This is a genomic window from Geobacillus sp. WSUCF1 (assembly GCF_000422025.1).
GTDB lineage: Bacteria > Bacillota > Bacilli > Bacillales > Anoxybacillaceae > Geobacillus > Geobacillus zalihae.
In genome coordinates this window covers 54,954-71,786 of the sequence record NZ_ATCO01000132.1, presented here as the reverse complement: position 1 = coordinate 71,786, position 16,833 = coordinate 54,954, and the positions used below count along the sequence as shown (strand labels likewise).

Genomic DNA, 16,833 nt, shown 5'->3' with positions numbered 1-16,833 from the left:
AAAAAAAGTCAAGAAGAATCGCTACTAAAAATTCAACATTACTCGACAAACAAGTTGAACCCGTGGTGCTAGATAAAACTCAGACAAGTATAAAAATAGCCCTTGCTGGCAGATCTCCAGTAGAATGAAAGTGTCACCCAACATTCGAAAGGAGAGATCCCCCATGCAAGAGCACTTTCATTTTACTACAGATCCAGCCAAACTTCAAAAACAATATGCCGCTATTTTCTGTTTTGTTTCTGCCCAACTGTCGTTGATTCAAATGTATCTTCATCGCCGCAACCGTCACTTGGTCAAAACGTTTGCTTCCGTAAAAGCGATATTCATAAACGCCCAGAGGAAATGCTACAATGCTTGAGGTGTGCAATGTCATCGCAAAGTTGACTTTTCAAGGTTCATTTTCTGGTCGCACCCCTCCCCCATCATCCCCACCACTTCGCGAAACACGGCCGACGGCTGCCTGCGGAGCAGGTCGGCGGGGATTGTTTTGTGCTTTGCGCCGTTTGTGATGATGAGACGGCCGCTTTCCAGGCGGATGGACACGTTTTTGACGCGGTATGCGGTGATTTTGGACGCCTGATCCAAGTAGCGGGCGTCAAGGTCGAAGCGGATGCGGTCGGACAGCCGCCGCAGGATGCGCCAAAGGACGATTTCGTCGCTTGATTTCATGAACAGTTCCGGCAGTTCTTTCGCCTGTTTGAGCATGTTGAACGTCGTCATCGCATAGACGGCGATGCCGTAGCCGACGGGACGGATGACGTTTTGGAGAAAGTTCCAGCTTTCGACTTCGAAGCGAACGTATTCCTCATCGCTTCGTTTTGGCAGTTCGGCGATGGCCGAGCGTTTGACGATGTTCACGGCGGTGATTTTGCCAAAGCACGTGACCCCGTTTTGCGGGGCGGCTCCTTGTTTCGGGTAAAGGGCGATGTAGCGCGCGTTTTGCCAGCCTTTTTTCAGCTGCTTGACTGGGATGTGGTAGAAGCGGTGCTTCACGTAGGCTTCGTAATGCCGCGCGCTTGGCACCATGCCGACAAGCACATGCTCGTCGAATGCCGACCGCCATTCTTCGATGATCCCTTGCGGCAGGATGCCTTCTTGTTGCAGTTCTTCAGGATTGTTTTCGATCAACCGCTCGATGAACTGCTCGACCAGGCGGGTGGCGTTCGGCAAAAACGGCAGGCCGCCGATGTTGACGTCGTTGATGCTTTTGTACAGCGGGTGCGCTTGGTAGCTGTCTTCGTCATGCCACGGGAACAGCACGTAGGCGCCAAAGGCGGTGCGCTCGTATGGGCCGCCGCGGCGGGCGACAAGCGAATCGCGGTAGCGGTGCATCGTGTTGATGTCGTCTTCCATCGGGCCCGGCATTCCGTACCGTTTTTCATACGCGCTGCCGGAAACGGCGAAATCAAGGCGGTATTTGGCATCGAAAATGTAGTTGAACGTATAGTCTTTTCCCTTCTTTTCAATCGCCAAAACCGTGTCGGGCATTTGCGGGACGGTCGGCAGCCTCCCTTCGTACAGCTGGTACGTGAGCGTGATTCGCTCGCCCGTGTGCGGATGTTCGTACACTTGCTTGGCGGAGCGGGTTTTGTCGAGATGGACGAACAGCCCCAAGCGGTTCACTTGGATGACGTTTTGACTGATGAGTCTGTATTTTTTCCCGAGAAGTTGCCCGAGTTTTAGAAACGTCCAATACTCGTACAGCGTCGCCACGTCTTTGACGGACATTCGGTACAGCGTTCCCTGCAAGGCGAGGCCGCGGGTGATGAGGAGAAACAGCTGATAGGCGTCGCGGTAGCCAGGCGCCATTTGCAGGACGAGGCTCGCAACAGAGCGGTCAAGCCGCCCGATCGGCCGCCAAAAGGAGTGACGAAGCCGAGTTTCGAGCGCGCGGATCATCGATTGGATGCGCTCCAGCAAATCCGGATCCGGTTCTGTTTCGTACCGCTTTTGTTTCCCTTGCACGTGTTCGAACAAATCGCGCAGCTTCTCGACAAGGCGCGTCATCATCCATTTGACGAACCGGTTTTCGAGCGTGTCGTACGTCAGTTCTTGTTTCGCTTTGAGCCCCGATTGCGGCATGACGGTTCGACTTCCAATGTCGATGCCGCGTTTGACATCGCGGAACACATGCGGCCGCTTACGCAAATCATTCCGTCCTGCCGCATCCAAACGGCCGAGCTGGTCGCCGCGCACCCTCACATGGACGGTCGACAGTTGATGGTGCGGCTGCCGCTCGATATGGCGAATGGCCTGCAAAAAATCGCCGATATGCGCCTCCATAAGCCGGAAAAATTCGCTTCGGGACGGCGCGCCGCTGCGCTTCGCCTTCGCCCGCTGGTACGTGCGCTTGATAAAGTGAAACGCCAAGTTGTAAATTTCTTCGCTCACTTCATCAAGCAGCCGCTGGTAGTCTTGTTTGTAGGTCAATTTCGTCGGGAAAATTTCGATCGTCACGTCCAAAACGGAGCGGTGGCCGTCGCGGATTTCGAACGTCGACAGCCCGACTTCATTCGGGAAGTGAAGATTTCCCATCAACACCGCCTGTCCACCGATGTCAACACGGCTGATGGCGTTTCTCAGCGCTGGCGACTCATGGTAAAAGGAGAGCACCCGGTCGGTTTTCGGAACGACAAGCAGCTGATAGATGCCGTTTTCAAAGAAAATCGGGCGGTGGCCGCCCGACCAGTCGACAAGCGCCCCCGCGTCCACGTCAAACAGCTTGACGTTTCGCACCCCTTCGCCGCTTGCGAAAAACTCCATCGTCTCGTGGAAATCGAGGCGGCGGTACTGCTTGAGCCCTTCGTATTGTTCGTGGTACGGCTTTCCTTTGATTACGAGCGTGAGCTGTTTCGTTTCGATATGGACGAGCTCATAGTCGTCACGCCCCAAGCCAGAACGAAGTGAAGCCATCGTCCTCCAACCTCCGCAGCATGCGCCAAATTTTCTCCGCGCTTTTTGGATAGCGGGCGTACGACACATCAAGCGCACCGCTGTAGTCCCCGTCCGGTTCAAAACCGGCGCAAAGGACAAACAGCTGCTTGAGCGCCCGCTCGAGCCGCGCGTCGCTTCCTGAAAGGCGCGGCAACATTTTTTGCATGAGGCAATAGTCGAACGCCTTGTCAAATTCCATCAGCTTTCCTTCTTCGTTGTAAGCAAGATAAAAGCAGATTTCATCGCGGACGCGGTAGCCGATATGCGCCCCGAGCGGCTCAAGGATGCGGTTGATGTCCACGAGCTGTTTCGTCACCGTTTCAACAAGCTCTGGGCAGCGTGCGTACACATCTTTCAAATGCAAATACCGCGCCGCGAACAGCTCCTGCCCGACAGGTTGGGGTGCAACGGTCGGCACATCGCGCAAAAAGTCGAGATGGTCGAGACGGACACGGTTGAACTCGATCGTGTTCGCGCGGTCGAGCACTTTTTTGCTGAAGGGGTGGGTCGTCTCGTCCATGTTGACCGTGCCGATGATGTAGACGTTCGGCGGGAGAAAAAGGTCGCGCCCCGCCGTTTCTCGCGGCAGCAGCCGCGACGACGTGATGTGCCCATTTTCCCAGCGGCGGCTTTCCATGACGCTCAGCACATCGCTGAAGTAATGCTCGACGCGGGCGAGGTTCATCTCGTCCAACACGACGAAATACGGTTTGTCGGGATGGTTCTCGGCTTCGATGATGACGTTCGCAAGCGGCCCAGGCTTGAACTCGCCTTTAATGTCGACATAGCCAAGCAAATCGGAGCCGTCGTTCCAGTCCGGGCGGACGGGGATCAAGGCGAAGCGGCCGTTGTCTTCCGTGGCGCCGACGCTCTCGGCGAGCCATTGAACGATTTTCGTTTTCCCCGTTCCGGAAATGCCGGATAAGATGACAAACGGTTTCGTTTTTAATGAAAGAAAGAGGTTGGCCACTTCCTCTTTTGTGTAATAAAAACCTTTGGCGGATATGTATGAATGAATATGCTCAACCGCCTCCCGATAGGAAAAGGCCTGCTCGGGCGGTGTCATTGGTTCTGTTCGCTCTACATACTGTCGGTAATAATCGATCATCGTTTCGAGGTCGCGCGCGAGTTGTTCATCGGACGGCAAATCGTCAAACGAATAGGCGATATACGCCGCCACCGACCGTTCGTAGTCTTTCGCCCGTTTGCTTTCGCCAAGACGGATGTCATCATCGGTCCGCACGCGCTCTTCGGCAGGAATGAGTTGGCGGATGCCGCGCTTCACCCGCTCCATTTCGTCTTTCGGCGTCTCCGTCACTCCTTGGGCAAGCGTCAAATAGAGACGGCGCATATCTTCGCTGAACAAGTAGACGATATAATAGCCGCGCTGCGTTGAATCCGTCACTTCTTGGTCCATCACCGCCACCCACGGCACGTCGGTCCAATTCCCTTGACCGACCGACCCTTTCACCATATACCGGTCAGGCGGCAGAAACGGCAGCGCTTTCAACGCCTCTGGAATCGCCCGCGTCACTAACTGAAACGTCCGCCGCTCTTTCGACAGTTTTTCCTGTTTGTCTTGCTCGTAGATGGCCATCACTTCACGGAACAGATCGTGCAATGACATAAGAATAGCTCCTTCGTGCCGAAATGTTTTCTTCGTTTCTATTTTTCTTCTATTCTACTAAAAAATCAGCTCTCTTAACTAGTAGGAGAGCCACTTTTTCGAGCATTCACGGAGGAGAAGCGCGTTGAAGGAGCACATTCGTCTTGGTGATATCTCTCTTTCATTCTCCCCAAACGCCCGATCGGTTTGGGCGGCGATGAATATGGCGGGAGGCAAGGAAAAGCTCCTCATCGTAAGGGAGACAGAAACGCCTACGAGAAGATTCAAACCTCCATCGCACGGTTTAGGAAAGCGAGTGCATAGAAGAGCAAAAGATGTTTATGCTACACTAGGGATGAGAAATTCCGGCGCCGTTTTTCGGCGAATCGTTTGGAGGCGGCATTAGGCCGCAAGCAGATTTGTCAATATGGTTCAAGGGAGGAATGGAACGATGAGACCCCCCGCCCTATTTCTCGCTCACGGTTCGCCGATGTTGGCAATCGAAGACAATGCGTACACGGCGCTTTTGGGCAAACTCGGGGAAGGAATTCGCCCGCAGGCGGTCGTCGTCTTTACCGCCCATTGGATGACGCGCCAACCGACGGTTTCGGTGGTTGAGGGGACGTATGACATGATTTATGATTTTTCCGGATTTCCGCGCGAGTTGTATGAAGTGGTGTATCCGGCGCGCGGGTCGGTCGAGTGGGCGGAGCGCGTGCGGGAGCGCCTAGGCGGTGTGGCGGAAGTGGCCGTCGATCGGACCCGGGGGTTGGATCACGGTTCGTGGGTGCTACTCTACCGCTTATTTCCGAAAGCGGATATTCCGGTTGTGCAGGCGTCGGTCGTGCCGTGGTGGACGCCGAAGCAATTGTTGCAGCTCGGGGAAGCGCTGCGCCCGCTGCGGGATGAGGGCGTGATGATCATCGGAAGCGGCGGGACGGTGCACAATTTGATGGCGCTCCGTTGGGAAGGGCATGCGGAGGCGGACGAATGGGCCGTCGCATTTGATGATTGGCTTCTCAGCCGATCAGCCGCCCACAGTGAAGAGGTGTTCGAGTATGAGAACAAAGCGCCGTACGCCAAGCAGGCCGTGCCGACGCCCGAGCATCTCGCGCCGTACTGGATCGCCTACGGGGCCGGCGATCGCGGCGGGGCGCCGCGCGTGTTGTTCCGTGAGTACCAGTATGGGAGCTTAAGCTTGATGGCGGTGGCGTTTTAAGCGGAAAGCCCGCTCCCTGCTTCAACGCATGGGGCGGGTTGTTTCTTTGATCGAAAACAGCGTTGCTACTGCCCGGAGCACGTTTTATACGTTTGCCCGTTGCCACATGGGTCTTTGCGGCCAGTTTTTGGTGGAAGACGTGGAATGTTCTCAAAGAAAGGCCGTCCTTGAATCGCATCCAGACAGGACCGTTCCCTATTTCAATGCAAAAGGCGCTAGTCTTGTTCAACACGGCTACACATCTTGCAAATGATACTGTTTATAAATTTGGTTCTTCAACCTCGGATGCAAGTGGCAGCTGCACTCATCGGAAAACAACCGGTCAATCAATCCCTTGAATTCTTCCCGTCCGATCAACCGACGCTCATACGCGCAACATAAAATTCCTAAAGTTCCCGTATATTCGATGCCATAACTTTCACATGCATTGATGATCCTTTTTTCATTCGATGTGCATACAATCATATCTTGACCGGCAATGGCAATCAGTTCTGCATCATATTCGCTTAAACCTGTCCATTCTGTCAGCAGCTGATACATGAGCCCGTATCCCTCTTCCGTATGCAAAGAGACCGTTTCGTAATCGATTTGTCGCAAAGCCGTCCGGATATCGTCAGGAGTCTCATTCCACAAAATACTTTCGGGAACACACACTCGGCCAAACACTCTCGTCAGTAAATCCATCCTGTCCAACTCATAAAAATCGTTTAACACATTGTTGTCCACCACCGCTCTCTTTTTATAAAGCCCCCGTATTTTCTGAACATCCATGCTCCTTATACCATCCCTTGACCATTTCTCTAGCAGTCCGCAAATCGCATCCAAGGATTTCGCATACTTTGTTAATCGTAATGCTCCCCTCAAAATACGCCTGTTTCACAAAATAGGTCAGTTTGCGGTTTTTGGGAATATACTCGATTGGAGCGGGTTCTTGTTCTTTATATCCTTGCTCCCGCAACGTTTTTCGCAAATGGCCGTACGTCCTTCCGGAAATGTATTGTTCATCCAATAAGGCCCTCATGAAGGCTTCAGCACTGACAAAAAATTGGCGCTTAAGCTCCATAATCGTTTCAAGGGTAACATATCGTTTAAAATAATAAGCATATTCCCGCAACTGTTCGCGAGGAATAAGAAAGTAGCTTGCAAACAACGTGGCGACTTTTTCATTGATTTCCCTTCTTGCGCTGCTGTAAGTAAGAGAGCTAAGATCACTTCGGTACTCCTCGCGATGAAAAATAAGATGGCCAAGTTCGTGAATGACGCTGAACCGTTTTCGTTCCTCAGGTATTTCGTCGTGATCATTAAGGAAAATAAAAGCTCCTTTTTCCTCGGAGTAAGCCGATAAACCATCAATTTTTTTATCAATCGTTTTCAACGCGATGACATGTATACCATGGCGCTCTAAAACCGCATAAATATCGCTTGGGATCACATGATCAAGGCCAAACATTTTCCTCGTTTGTTCCGCTGCTTGTCGAATAATGGTTTTATGCTCCTCCGTTAACTCATGATCAACGAGCTTTACTTTATACGTCGGGGGCAAATAAGCAACACTAGCCTCTCCAAAAGAGGCAAGCAGCTCATAATAATCATCCATGATCCGATTCACTTGATTTTGATCAATCAGACGAAAGTTTTCTTTAGGGTTATCCGCGCGAAACATGAAAGAAGACATTGGTTCACGCTGATCGTCTGAAGAAACGATCAAATCCTTCATCGGGATATTCAAGTGTCGCGACAGAAGAAATAATTTTGCACTGTCAGGAATTTGTTCCCCTTTTAAATATTTGGCAATCGTTTGTCTCGTCACGCCCATCAATTCGGCTAAATCTTGATTCTTCAACCCCATCTCTTTTTTGACCCGATTTAGATTTTTCGCGATCGTTTGTTTAATCTCCATCATCACACCTCCTTTGTGTTAATTATTTTTAACACAAAATAGAGTCATAAACCGATATTAATGTTAATTTTTATTAACCTTTTCTTTTAACATACCATATCGGGTTGGCATCAATCAACTTTACCATTCATTTTGGGAATAAGCATTGTACATTATTGGTAAACGTTTTCAAATAGGTTTAAGTCTTTGTTAAGCAACAAGCCCGCCTCTCGCTTCCATGCGCGAAGGCAGGCTGTTTTTTTAGCCAAAGTACGTGTACTTGCTTTTCGCAGCACTTTTCTACTTTTCCCGCTGCCGATTTCGCCCGTAGTATCGGCTGGGCGTCGACGTTCAGCTAGCCTCACGACGGGTTCACGATTTCTGTTTTATAATAAGAATACCAATGAAAACACTGACAGCGACAGCGGCCGCAACGATGGTGATCGGCAGCCAGTCAGTGGCAAAAGATGAATACGTGATCATTTCAGCCATAGCAGCGCCCCTCCTTTATCCATCATAAACGAAATCCCGCCAGATTTGAAACTGTTGTTCCTTCTCGCAAACTCGCTTGTTTGATATACTAGAGTGGAAGGAGGTGAAGAGGGTGGAAGAAAAAACGATATTGGCGCAAATTTTGCAAGTGCTGGATTTGTACGCGTCCGATATGCGCAAGCAGTTCGAAGCGCTCCATGAGAAATTCGACTCGCTCCAACGCCAAGTCCAAGCGTTGAGCGAACAAACGAACACGATGAACAAACGCATCGAAGACATGGACAAGCGCATCGAAGACATGGACAAGCGCATGGAAGGAATGAATGGACGTGTGGAAGGAATGGACGGACGCATCGAGGAGATGGATGGACGGTTTGAGCGGCAGATCGCCCAGTTGGAGCGCACCGTGAATGAACGGTTCGAACGGCTCGAAGCGAAACTCGGCCACATCCGCGTCGAACTAGTTGAAACACAAGAAACGGTCGACTTCCACTCCGTCAAAATCGCCCAGCACGATCGAAAAATCCGCCATTTGCTTCACGCTCGATAAATCCTCCACTGCCATCATGCCCCCGCCCTGATGGAAGGGCGGGGGCGTTCGCATCAAGAAAGCTCTCGGGCAAGGTCGGCCGCCAAGGCGGCGTTGTTTTTCACTAAGGCGATGTTTGCTTGCAAGCTTTTGCCTCCGGTTAATGTTTTCACACGGTCAAGCAAAAACGGGGTGACCGCTTTGCCGGTGATGTGCTGCTTTTCTGCTTCCTTAAGCGCTTGTTCGATGATGGCGGTGATATACGACTCCTCGAGCTCCTCTTCTTTTGGGACAGGATTGGCGATCACAACACCGCCGTTTAACCCAAGCTTCCATTTCGTTTCGATGAACTGAGCGATTTCTTCTGCGCTGTCGAGGCGATAGTCGACGCGAAACGGGCTCGTCCGCGAATAGAACGCCGGCAGGACGTCCGTCTGATAGCCGATGACCGGAACGCCATGCGTCTCGAGGTATTCAAGCGTCAAGCCTAAATCCAAAATTGATTTCGCCCCGGCGCAGACGACCGCGACGTTGGTGCGCGAGAGTTCCTGCAAGTCAGCCGAGATGTCCATCGTCTGTTCGGCGCCGCGGTGCACGCCGCCGATGCCGCCGGTCGCAAATACGCGGATGCCCGCCATCTGGGCGCAAATCATCGTCCCCGCCACGGTCGTCGCCCCGTGTTTCTTCATGGCGACGACATACGGCAAGTCGCGGCGGCTCACTTTTTCTACATCGCGGCTTGTCCCTAACAATTCAAGTTCGTCATCCGTTAACCCGATTTTAATCTTTCCATCGATGATCGCGATCGTCGCCGGCACGGCGCCGCGGTCGCGGATGATCCGCTCGACGTCTTTCGCCGTCTGCACGTTTTCCGGATACGGCATGCCATGCGAGATGATCGTTGATTCTAAAGCGACAATCGGCTTTTTTTTCGGCCTTCGCTTGAGCGACTTCTTCGGAAAAGACGAGAAAATCATTCATCACTTCGTTCCCCCTTCGCGAAAATACCGCTCATAGGCGGCTTGCAACAGGTGTTCATTCAAAGCGGGATGCACAGTTTCGGCCGTTTGCAGCGTAAGCGCCGCGCTGCTCATCCCAAAGCGGCAGGCGTCTTCCACCGTATGTCCGCCTAAGACGCCGTACAAAAATCCAGCCGCAAAGGCGTCGCCCGCTCCGGTGGCGTCGGTGACTGTTACGTTTGGCGCCGCGAGCGTCCCTGTTTCCCCTTGCTTGGCGGCGTACGCAACGCCGTTTGCGCCGCGGGTGATGACAACGTTCTGGGCGCCGGCGTGAAGGATCGCTTTCATGATGTCGCCCGTATGCCCATCTTTTCCCACAAATGCCTTCGCCTCCGCTTCATTCGTGACAAACCACGTCACACCAGACAAATCGCTGGGCAATCGCTTCACTTTTGGAACCGACACCGTCACAACACAAAGCGGGATGTCCTCTTGGCGACATTGTGCAATCACCGAACGAATGACATCCTCCGGGAAATTTGTATCAAGCACAACTGCAGAAATCGGACCGAGCCGAGTCCATTGTTGCTTTCGCCATTCTTCCCCCACTGTATCATAAATGGCCATATCCGCCAAGGCGAGAACCATCTCGCCGTGTTCATCAAGCACCGCTGTATACGTCCCGGTGTTCGCTTTTGGCGTTCGCATGATGAAGCTCGTATTGACATATCGGCTCGTCACGTCAATGAGCCACTGTCCATCGCGATCATCGCCAACGGTGCTGACGAGCGAAACAGGTTGAGCAAGCCGTCCTAAGTTTTCGGCGATGTTTCTCGCCACCCCACCCGCGGTTTGCGTCGTGGTGACGGGATGGGACGTGCCGAGCCGAAACGGAGTGAGCAACCGCGCCTTTCGGTCGACGTTCGCCCCGCCAATGCAGACGATCGAGGCCGTTTGCCGCATGCCTTTTCCCTCCTCTCCCAATGAACACCGCTGTCCTCCTTCCGCTCTCCCAAAACAAGGAAAACGATTTCAAACAAGCAGGCAGCTGCTCTTGTCGAAGCCTCACTGCCCATTGTACCATATGCCGTCCTGCATAAAGAAAGCACCCCGCCAAAACGACGGGATGCCGACTTTCGGACATTTAGTTTTTGTACGCGCAATACGGACGCAGTTTGACGCCGATCAGGCTGCCGAGGAAAGCAAAGACAAACCATGCCCAGCCGTGGGCGCTGAACGAGGCAATGCCGCCGAAATACGCGCCGATATTGCAGCCGAACGCCAGCCGGGCGCGTATCCCATCATCAGCCCGCCGATCAGCGCACCGATCGTCATGCGCGTCGGACGCTTCCATTGCACGGGCTTCGTATAGCGGCCCGCGAGCGCTGCCGCCAATAAGGCGCCGAACATTAAGCTAATGTCCATGACCGTCGTTGTATCGTAGTAGAGCGGATTGGCGAGCGCCTGCCGTTTCGCCTCATCTTGCCAATACGCCCAAGCCGTCGGATCGACACCAAACAGCTGGACAAACTTCGCTCCCCACAAGGCGAAGGCGGATGTAATGCCCCACGGCGAACCTTTGAACATGAGAACAAGCACGTTCATCAGCGCCAATAATAACGCGCCAACCAACAATGACCATGGGCCTTTGTAAATGGTTTTCCATCCGTGGCGGTGTTCAAGCGGTGTCGTCAACAGCTTGCCGTGGCGCCGCTTTTCCATCACCGTCACGACATAATAGACAACCGCCAGCAAAACAAGTTGCAGCAGAAAGCCGCCCCATGCACCAAACGAAGCAATAAGCGAAATCGGATCGACGTGCGGCATACGCATCCAAACATCAAAATGCGTCGTCGCAATGACCGATCCAGCGATAAACCCGATCAAGGTGACGACACCGTTCGTATCACCGCCGCCAATATGGTACAGCGTCCCGGACGCGCAGCCGTCACCCAGCTGCATGCCGATCCCGAAAATAAAGGCACCAATCATGACAGCAATGCCGACTTCATGCACATTCCCAGCAACGGAATGGCCGAATATCGATCCTTTTATCAGCAACGGCAAAAACAACGCACTTGCCACCGCCATCATGACCATCTGTGCTCGAATGCCTTCCCCTTGACGGTACAAAATGAATTTCCGCCAGGCCGAAGTAAAACCGAAATGGGCTTGATAAAGCACAAAGCCGCCAAACGCACCCAGCACGTACAAAAGCGCCTGTTGCCAAGACACGCGGCTATATAAGAACAGTGCTCCGCCGATTAACACAAAACAGGAGACCGCAATGATCCATGCGGTTGGATTTTTCGGGGCGTTCGCTGCTTGTTTCGCGCGAACGTCTCGTTGTTGTGCGGTCATTTCCACGATGCGTTCCCCCTTTTGTTTTGGTTGATGAACGTATTCTATAATACTATAAAACCAATTGATTTGCTACGATTTAAACTAAAAAGTTTCAATGTTGCGGCCGGTCGGGTATAATAGCAGACGAACATTTTCTTCGGAAGGAGATGACCATGTGGAACGAGTTTAAAAAATTCGCCGTCCGCGGCAATGTCATCGACTTGGCCGTCGGGGTCATTATCGGCGGGGCATTTGGCAAAATCGTGTCTTCGCTCGTCAATGACATCATCATGCCGCTCGTCGGCTTATTGTTGGGAGGCATCAATTTCAGCGGCCTGTCGTGGAAAGTCGGCAAAGCGGAAGTGAAATATGGGGCGTTTATCCAAACGGTCGTCGACTTTTTGATCATCGCGTTTTCGATTTTCCTGTTTGTGAAATTGATCAACACGCTGTATGAACGGGTGAAAAAGCAGGAAGAGGTGAAGGAAACCGCGCCGACGCTGACGAAAGAGGAGGAGCTATTGACAGAAATTCGCGATTTGTTAAAGCAGCAGCGGGAAACGCTGTGAAAGCCTGTCTCGGAGGTGGACAGGCTTTCATGGCGCTGAAACTTCTCAATCGGGTTGATGGAATGGCGGCGAACCTGAAAATCGCAGCCAACAACGGTTCAGGGATTTGCAACAGAAGGGTGAATGGGTAGAACAGGTAGCCCAACCAGTCAAACAACGGCGTATATTCAGCGAGCAGCAGCCCGATCAGTCCGACTGACATAATGGAAGGCAAAATGCCCATCGTCATGATGAAGCCATCGCGCAAGTTCTCCCATATGTTTGTCCCAATCCCTTTTGACTGTCCTACCGCTTTCATCGCCTCGGACCAAGCTTGCTTCATATAGCTTCCCGTCACTTTTTGTTCGGGATCTCCTTTGCCGTCGTAATACTCGTCGCTCATGCGGCTCAGCGGCCAAAGCCGGGCGGTAAGCGCTGTAACGGCAAACGTCACGAGAAATGTCACCCAAAAATACGTGTTCCAGATTGGCATGAGCCCCAATGTTTTCGCGACAACGACCATAAATGTCACCGATACGGTGGAAAAGCCGGTAGCGATGATCGCTGCTTCTTTCACGGTGTATTTGCCTTCTTTGAACACTTTATTGGTGATCAATAGACCGATCGAGTAGCTGCCGACAAAGGAGGCGACGGCGTCGATCGCCGAACGGCCCGGCGTTTTCCAAATCGGACGCATGATCGGCTGCATCCATACGCCGACAAATTCTAAAAGCCCGTAGCCAACGAGCATGGCGAGAAAGACGGAGCCAATCGGCACAAGAAGTCCGACGGAAATGACGAGCTTGTCATATAAGAACGGGCCTATATTCGGCTGAAACAACCATGACGGACCGATGCGAAACACCAACATGACAGCCGTAATCAGCCCAACAACTTTCAGCAGCGAAAAAACGACTGTTACGGCATCTTTGTTCCACGTTTTTTTATAAAATGGATAAATTGCACCGAGAGCGATCACGATCAGAGCATAATAAGGAACAAGTGCTGAAAACTGGGTGCGAATCCATGTCACAATATGATCGAGCAAAATCGATGATGTGCCGCCGATGGACACCGGGACGAAAAATACGAAAATGCCGATGGCGCTAAAGACGAAAAACTTCCATGCCCCGCTGGCCGGCGTTGGCGTCGGCACGGATGGCGCTATATTTGTATCCGCTTTCATCTTTCTCCACCCCCATTGTCCTTTTTACCCCAACTTGCGCGGCCGGAAGCATAGCCGCTTCCGGTCGCCAAACGCTTCGACGAAAGAACGTTTCCCTTTTAGATGCACACCTTGCCTTCTTTCACCACCACCCCCCCGCCTTTGATCACCGTCTCAACATGGTTGACTCCGTAATGGTACATGATCTGCACATAATTCGGAACGTTGAACATGACCAAATCCGCCTTCTTCCCCGGCTCGAGGCTGCCGACAAGATGCGCGCGGCCGATGGCGTGGGCGGCGTTGATCGTGGCGGCGGCGATGGCTTCGGCCGGGGTCATGCGCATATGCAGGCAGGCCAAGGTCATGACAAGCGGCAGCGAGACGGTCGGCGACGAACCAGGGTTGCAGTCGGTCGCCAAAGCGACGGGAACGCCGGCGTCGATCAAACGGCGGGCATCGGCGGCTTTTGTCATTAAGAAAAAGGCGGTGCCGGGCAAAAGGACGCCGATGACGCCACGATCGGCCATGCGGCGGATTCCTTCGTCCGACGCCCGAAGCAGGTGGTCGGCGGAGATGGCGCCGACTTCGGCTGCCAGTTCCGCCCCGCCATACGGCTCGATTTCATCGGCGTGGATTTTCGGCGTCAAGCCGTGCGCTTTCCCTGCTTCCAAAATGAGGCGGGCTTGTTCAGGCGTAAACACGCCGCGCTCGCAAAAGACATCGTTGAACTCGGCCAACCCAAGGCGGGCCGCTTCGGGAATCATCTCGTCGATGACAAGGCGGACGTATTCATCCGGATCGTGCTTCCACTCCGGCGGAACGGCATGAGCGCCAAGAAACGTGGAGACGATATCGACCGGGTGGGTGTCATCGAGACGCTTGGCGACTTCAAGCTGCTTGATTTCGTGCTCAAGGCTTAAACCATAGCCGCTTTTTGCTTCGACGGTCGTGACCCCATGAAGCAAAAACTGATCGAGCCGCCGCTTGCTTTCTTCATACAACATCTCTTCCGACGCCTCGCGCGTCGCTTTTGTCGTCGCATGAATGCCGCCGCCTGCGTTCATGATTTCCATGTACGTCGCCCCGCCGAGCCGCATCGTCCATTCGTGTTCGCGGCTGCCGGCGTAAACGAGATGAGTATGAGGATCGACAAGCCCAGGCGTCACCGTTTTGCCCTTAGCGTCAATGACTTCCGCTTCGGCGAGCCGATCGGCAAATTGGCGGGCCAGTTCATCGTCCGCACCAACCGCCACGATCGTGCCATGTTCGATCCAGACGCTGCCGTTTTCGATGATGTGAAGATCGCTCATCTTCTCCTTGACAAGCGGAGCCGCGGAGCTTCCCGCCAGCGTGACGAGCTGGCGGGCGCGGCGGACAAAAAGCGGGCGCATATGGATCCCCCTTTCTACTTCAGCATCGGCATATCGATGCCTTTTTCTTTCGCTGTCCGAATGGCGAGCTCATACCCAGCGTCGGCGTGGCGGACCACACCAAGCCCCGGGTCGGTCGTCAACACGCGCTCCAGCCGTTTTTCCGCCTCTTTCGTGCCGTCGGCGACAATGACCATGCCGGCGTGAATGGAGTAGCCCATGCCGACGCCGCCGCCGTGGTGAACCGACACCCAGCTTGCGCCGCCGACCGCATTCAACAGCGCGTTTAAAATCGGCCAGTCGGCGATGGCGTCGCTTCCGTCTTTCATTCCTTCCGTCTCCCGGTTCGGCGAAGCAACGGAGCCCGAATCCAAATGATCGCGGCCGATGACGATCGGCGCTTTCAGCTCGCCTTTGGCCACCATGTCGTTGATGATTTTCCCGAACTTCGCCCGCTCGCCGTAGCCGAGCCAACAAATGCGCGCCGGCAGCCCTTGGAACTTAATGCGTTTTTGCGCCATGCGAATCCAATGGCAAAGACGCTCATTGTCGCTGAATTCACGCAAAATGACTTCATCGGTTTTATAAATGTCTTCCGGGTCGCCGGATAATGCCACCCAGCGGAACGGCCCTTTTCCTTCGCAAAAGAGCGGACGGATGTAGGCCGGCACAAAACCCGGGAAGGAAAAGGCGTCGTCCACCCCTTCGTCTTTTGCCACTTGGCGGATGTTGTTGCCGTAATCAAACGTCACCGCCCCTTGCTTTTGCATCGCCAGCATCGCTCGAACATGCGCGGCGATCGACTGTTTTGCACGGGCGATGTACTGCTTCGGATCGCGCGCCCTGAGTTCGGCGGCCTCATCAAGCGTAAGGCCAGCCGGGATGTAGCCGTTTAACGGATCGTGGGCGGACGTTTGATCGGTCAAGACGTCCGGAACAAAGCCCATTTCGACGAGACGCGGCAACACTTCAGCCGCATTGCCGACAAGGCCGATCGACAGCGCTTTTTTCTCTTCCTTCGCTTGTTTCGCCATCTCGAGCGCCGCGTCTAGGCTGTCGGTCATCGTATCCAAGTAATTCGTGTCAATGCGGCGCTGGATGCGGGCCGGATCGACTTCGATGGCGAGGCAGACGCCGCCGTTCATCGTCACGGCGAGCGGCTGCGCCCCGCCCATGCCGCCAAGGCCGGCGGTTAGCGTGATCGTCCCGGCCAGCGTGCCGCCAAAGTGCTGGCGCGCCACTTCGGCAAACGTTTCATACGTCCCTTGGACGATCCCTTGGCTGCCGATGTAAATCCAGCTCCCGGCCGTCATTTGTCCGTACATGATCAACCCTTTTTTGTCAAGTTCGTGGAAATGGTCCCACGTCGCCCATGCGGGCACGAGGTTGGAGTTGGCGATCAGCACGCGAGGGGCGTCCGGATGCGTGCGAAACACCGCCACCGGCTTGCCGGATTGAATGAGCAACGTTTCATCGTTTTCTAAACGAAGAAGGGTGTCCACAATCGCCTCGTAACATTCCCAGTTGCGCGCCGCCTTGCCGATGCCGCCGTAGACGATCAACTCATCCGGCCGCTCGGCGACATCGGGATGCAAATTGTTGTTTAACATACGCAACGCCGCTTCTTGAATCCATCCTTTCGCCCGCCGCTCTGTTCCCGCAAACGGGCGTACGGTCCGTTTTTCTGCCATCGTCATCCTCTCCTTTTTCCTCTTTGCTTTTTATTGTAAGGAAGCCAAGAGGATGGAGATAGATTCTCGTCTTTTCAAGATGATCCATTTTTTTT

At 53.6% G+C, this 16,833-nt stretch carries 10 protein-coding genes and 4 pseudogenes; 4 read left to right on the top strand and 10 right to left on the bottom strand.

The annotated features are described in order from the left end of the window. Positions 1-163: 163 nt before the first annotated feature. Positions 164-298, top strand: a pseudogene (locus I656_RS03620) (IS982 family transposase); the annotation flags it as partial. Between the two features lie 71 nt (positions 299-369). Here the strand turns inward: I656_RS03620 and I656_RS03625 are convergent. Both I656_RS03625 and I656_RS03630 read right to left on the bottom strand, forming a co-directional pair. Continuing rightward, positions 370-2,913: a restriction endonuclease-like protein gene (locus I656_RS03625; protein WP_033006291.1), complete on the bottom strand. Its 2,544-nt coding sequence runs from the start codon at positions 2,911-2,913 to the stop codon at positions 370-372. Further along, positions 2,882-4,561: an MrcB family domain-containing protein gene (locus I656_RS03630; protein WP_020756107.1), complete on the bottom strand. Its 1,680-nt coding sequence runs from the start codon at positions 4,559-4,561 to the stop codon at positions 2,882-2,884. Before I656_RS03630 ends, I656_RS03625 begins: the two co-directional genes overlap by 32 nt. A gap of 430 nt (positions 4,562-4,991) precedes the next feature. Between I656_RS03630 and I656_RS03635 the strand changes: the two genes are divergently transcribed. After that, positions 4,992-5,759 (top strand): class III extradiol ring-cleavage dioxygenase, encoded by a 768-nt coding sequence (locus tag I656_RS03635; protein WP_033006288.1) that lies wholly within the window; start codon positions 4,992-4,994, stop codon positions 5,757-5,759. A 234-nt stretch (positions 5,760-5,993) separates the two neighbouring features. Here I656_RS03635 and I656_RS03640 read toward each other — a convergent pair whose 3' ends face one another. Continuing rightward, a complete protein-coding gene (locus I656_RS03640; protein ID WP_223810896.1) occupies positions 5,994-6,485 on the bottom strand; it encodes a hypothetical protein in 492 nt (163 codons plus the stop codon). A gap of 13 nt (positions 6,486-6,498) precedes the next feature. Beyond that, the gene (locus I656_RS03645; RefSeq protein WP_033006286.1) at positions 6,499-7,659 is read right to left on the bottom strand and encodes an ImmA/IrrE family metallo-endopeptidase; all 1,161 of its coding nucleotides are present in this window, start codon (positions 7,657-7,659) and stop codon (positions 6,499-6,501) included. 583 nt (positions 7,660-8,242) lie between these two features. On the opposite strand from I656_RS03645, the gene I656_RS03650 reads away from it, so the two are divergent. Continuing rightward, positions 8,243-8,680 (top strand): hypothetical protein, encoded by a 438-nt coding sequence (locus I656_RS03650; protein ID WP_021321283.1) that lies wholly within the window; start codon positions 8,243-8,245, stop codon positions 8,678-8,680. Between the two features lie 53 nt (positions 8,681-8,733). Here the strand turns inward: I656_RS03650 and I656_RS03655 are convergent. The 3 genes and pseudogenes from I656_RS03655 to I656_RS03665 form a co-directional block, all read right to left on the bottom strand. Next, a pseudogene (locus tag I656_RS03655) lies at positions 8,734-9,640 on the bottom strand (pseudouridine-5'-phosphate glycosidase). Then, positions 9,640-10,581, bottom strand: coding sequence for a carbohydrate kinase family protein (locus I656_RS03660; protein WP_033006283.1), 942 nt, complete (start codon positions 10,579-10,581; stop codon positions 9,640-9,642). The pseudogene I656_RS03655 and the gene I656_RS03660 overlap by 1 nt, the downstream one beginning before the upstream one ends. 181 nt (positions 10,582-10,762) lie before the next feature. Further along, positions 10,763-11,985, bottom strand: a pseudogene (locus I656_RS03665) (YeeE/YedE family protein). 149 nt (positions 11,986-12,134) lie between these two features. Here I656_RS03665 and mscL point away from each other — a divergent pair. Beyond that, on the top strand, positions 12,135-12,530 hold the full coding sequence (mscL, locus tag I656_RS18165) for a large conductance mechanosensitive channel protein MscL (protein ID WP_015374498.1): 396 nt from the start codon (positions 12,135-12,137) through the stop codon (positions 12,528-12,530). Positions 12,531-12,612: 82 nt separating this feature from the next. Here the strand turns inward: mscL and I656_RS03670 are convergent. The 3 genes and pseudogenes from I656_RS03670 to hutU all read right to left on the bottom strand — a co-directional run. Further along, positions 12,613-13,695 (bottom strand): annotated as a pseudogene (locus tag I656_RS03670) (YjiH family protein); the annotation flags it as partial. A 98-nt stretch (positions 13,696-13,793) separates the two neighbouring features. Further along, positions 13,794-15,068, bottom strand: coding sequence for an imidazolonepropionase (gene hutI / locus I656_RS03675; protein WP_020756097.1), 1,275 nt, complete (start codon positions 15,066-15,068; stop codon positions 13,794-13,796). Between the two features lie 14 nt (positions 15,069-15,082). After that, on the bottom strand, positions 15,083-16,738 hold the full coding sequence (gene hutU, locus I656_RS03680) for a urocanate hydratase (protein WP_021321288.1): 1,656 nt from the start codon (positions 16,736-16,738) through the stop codon (positions 15,083-15,085). Positions 16,739-16,833 lie beyond the last annotated feature (95 nt).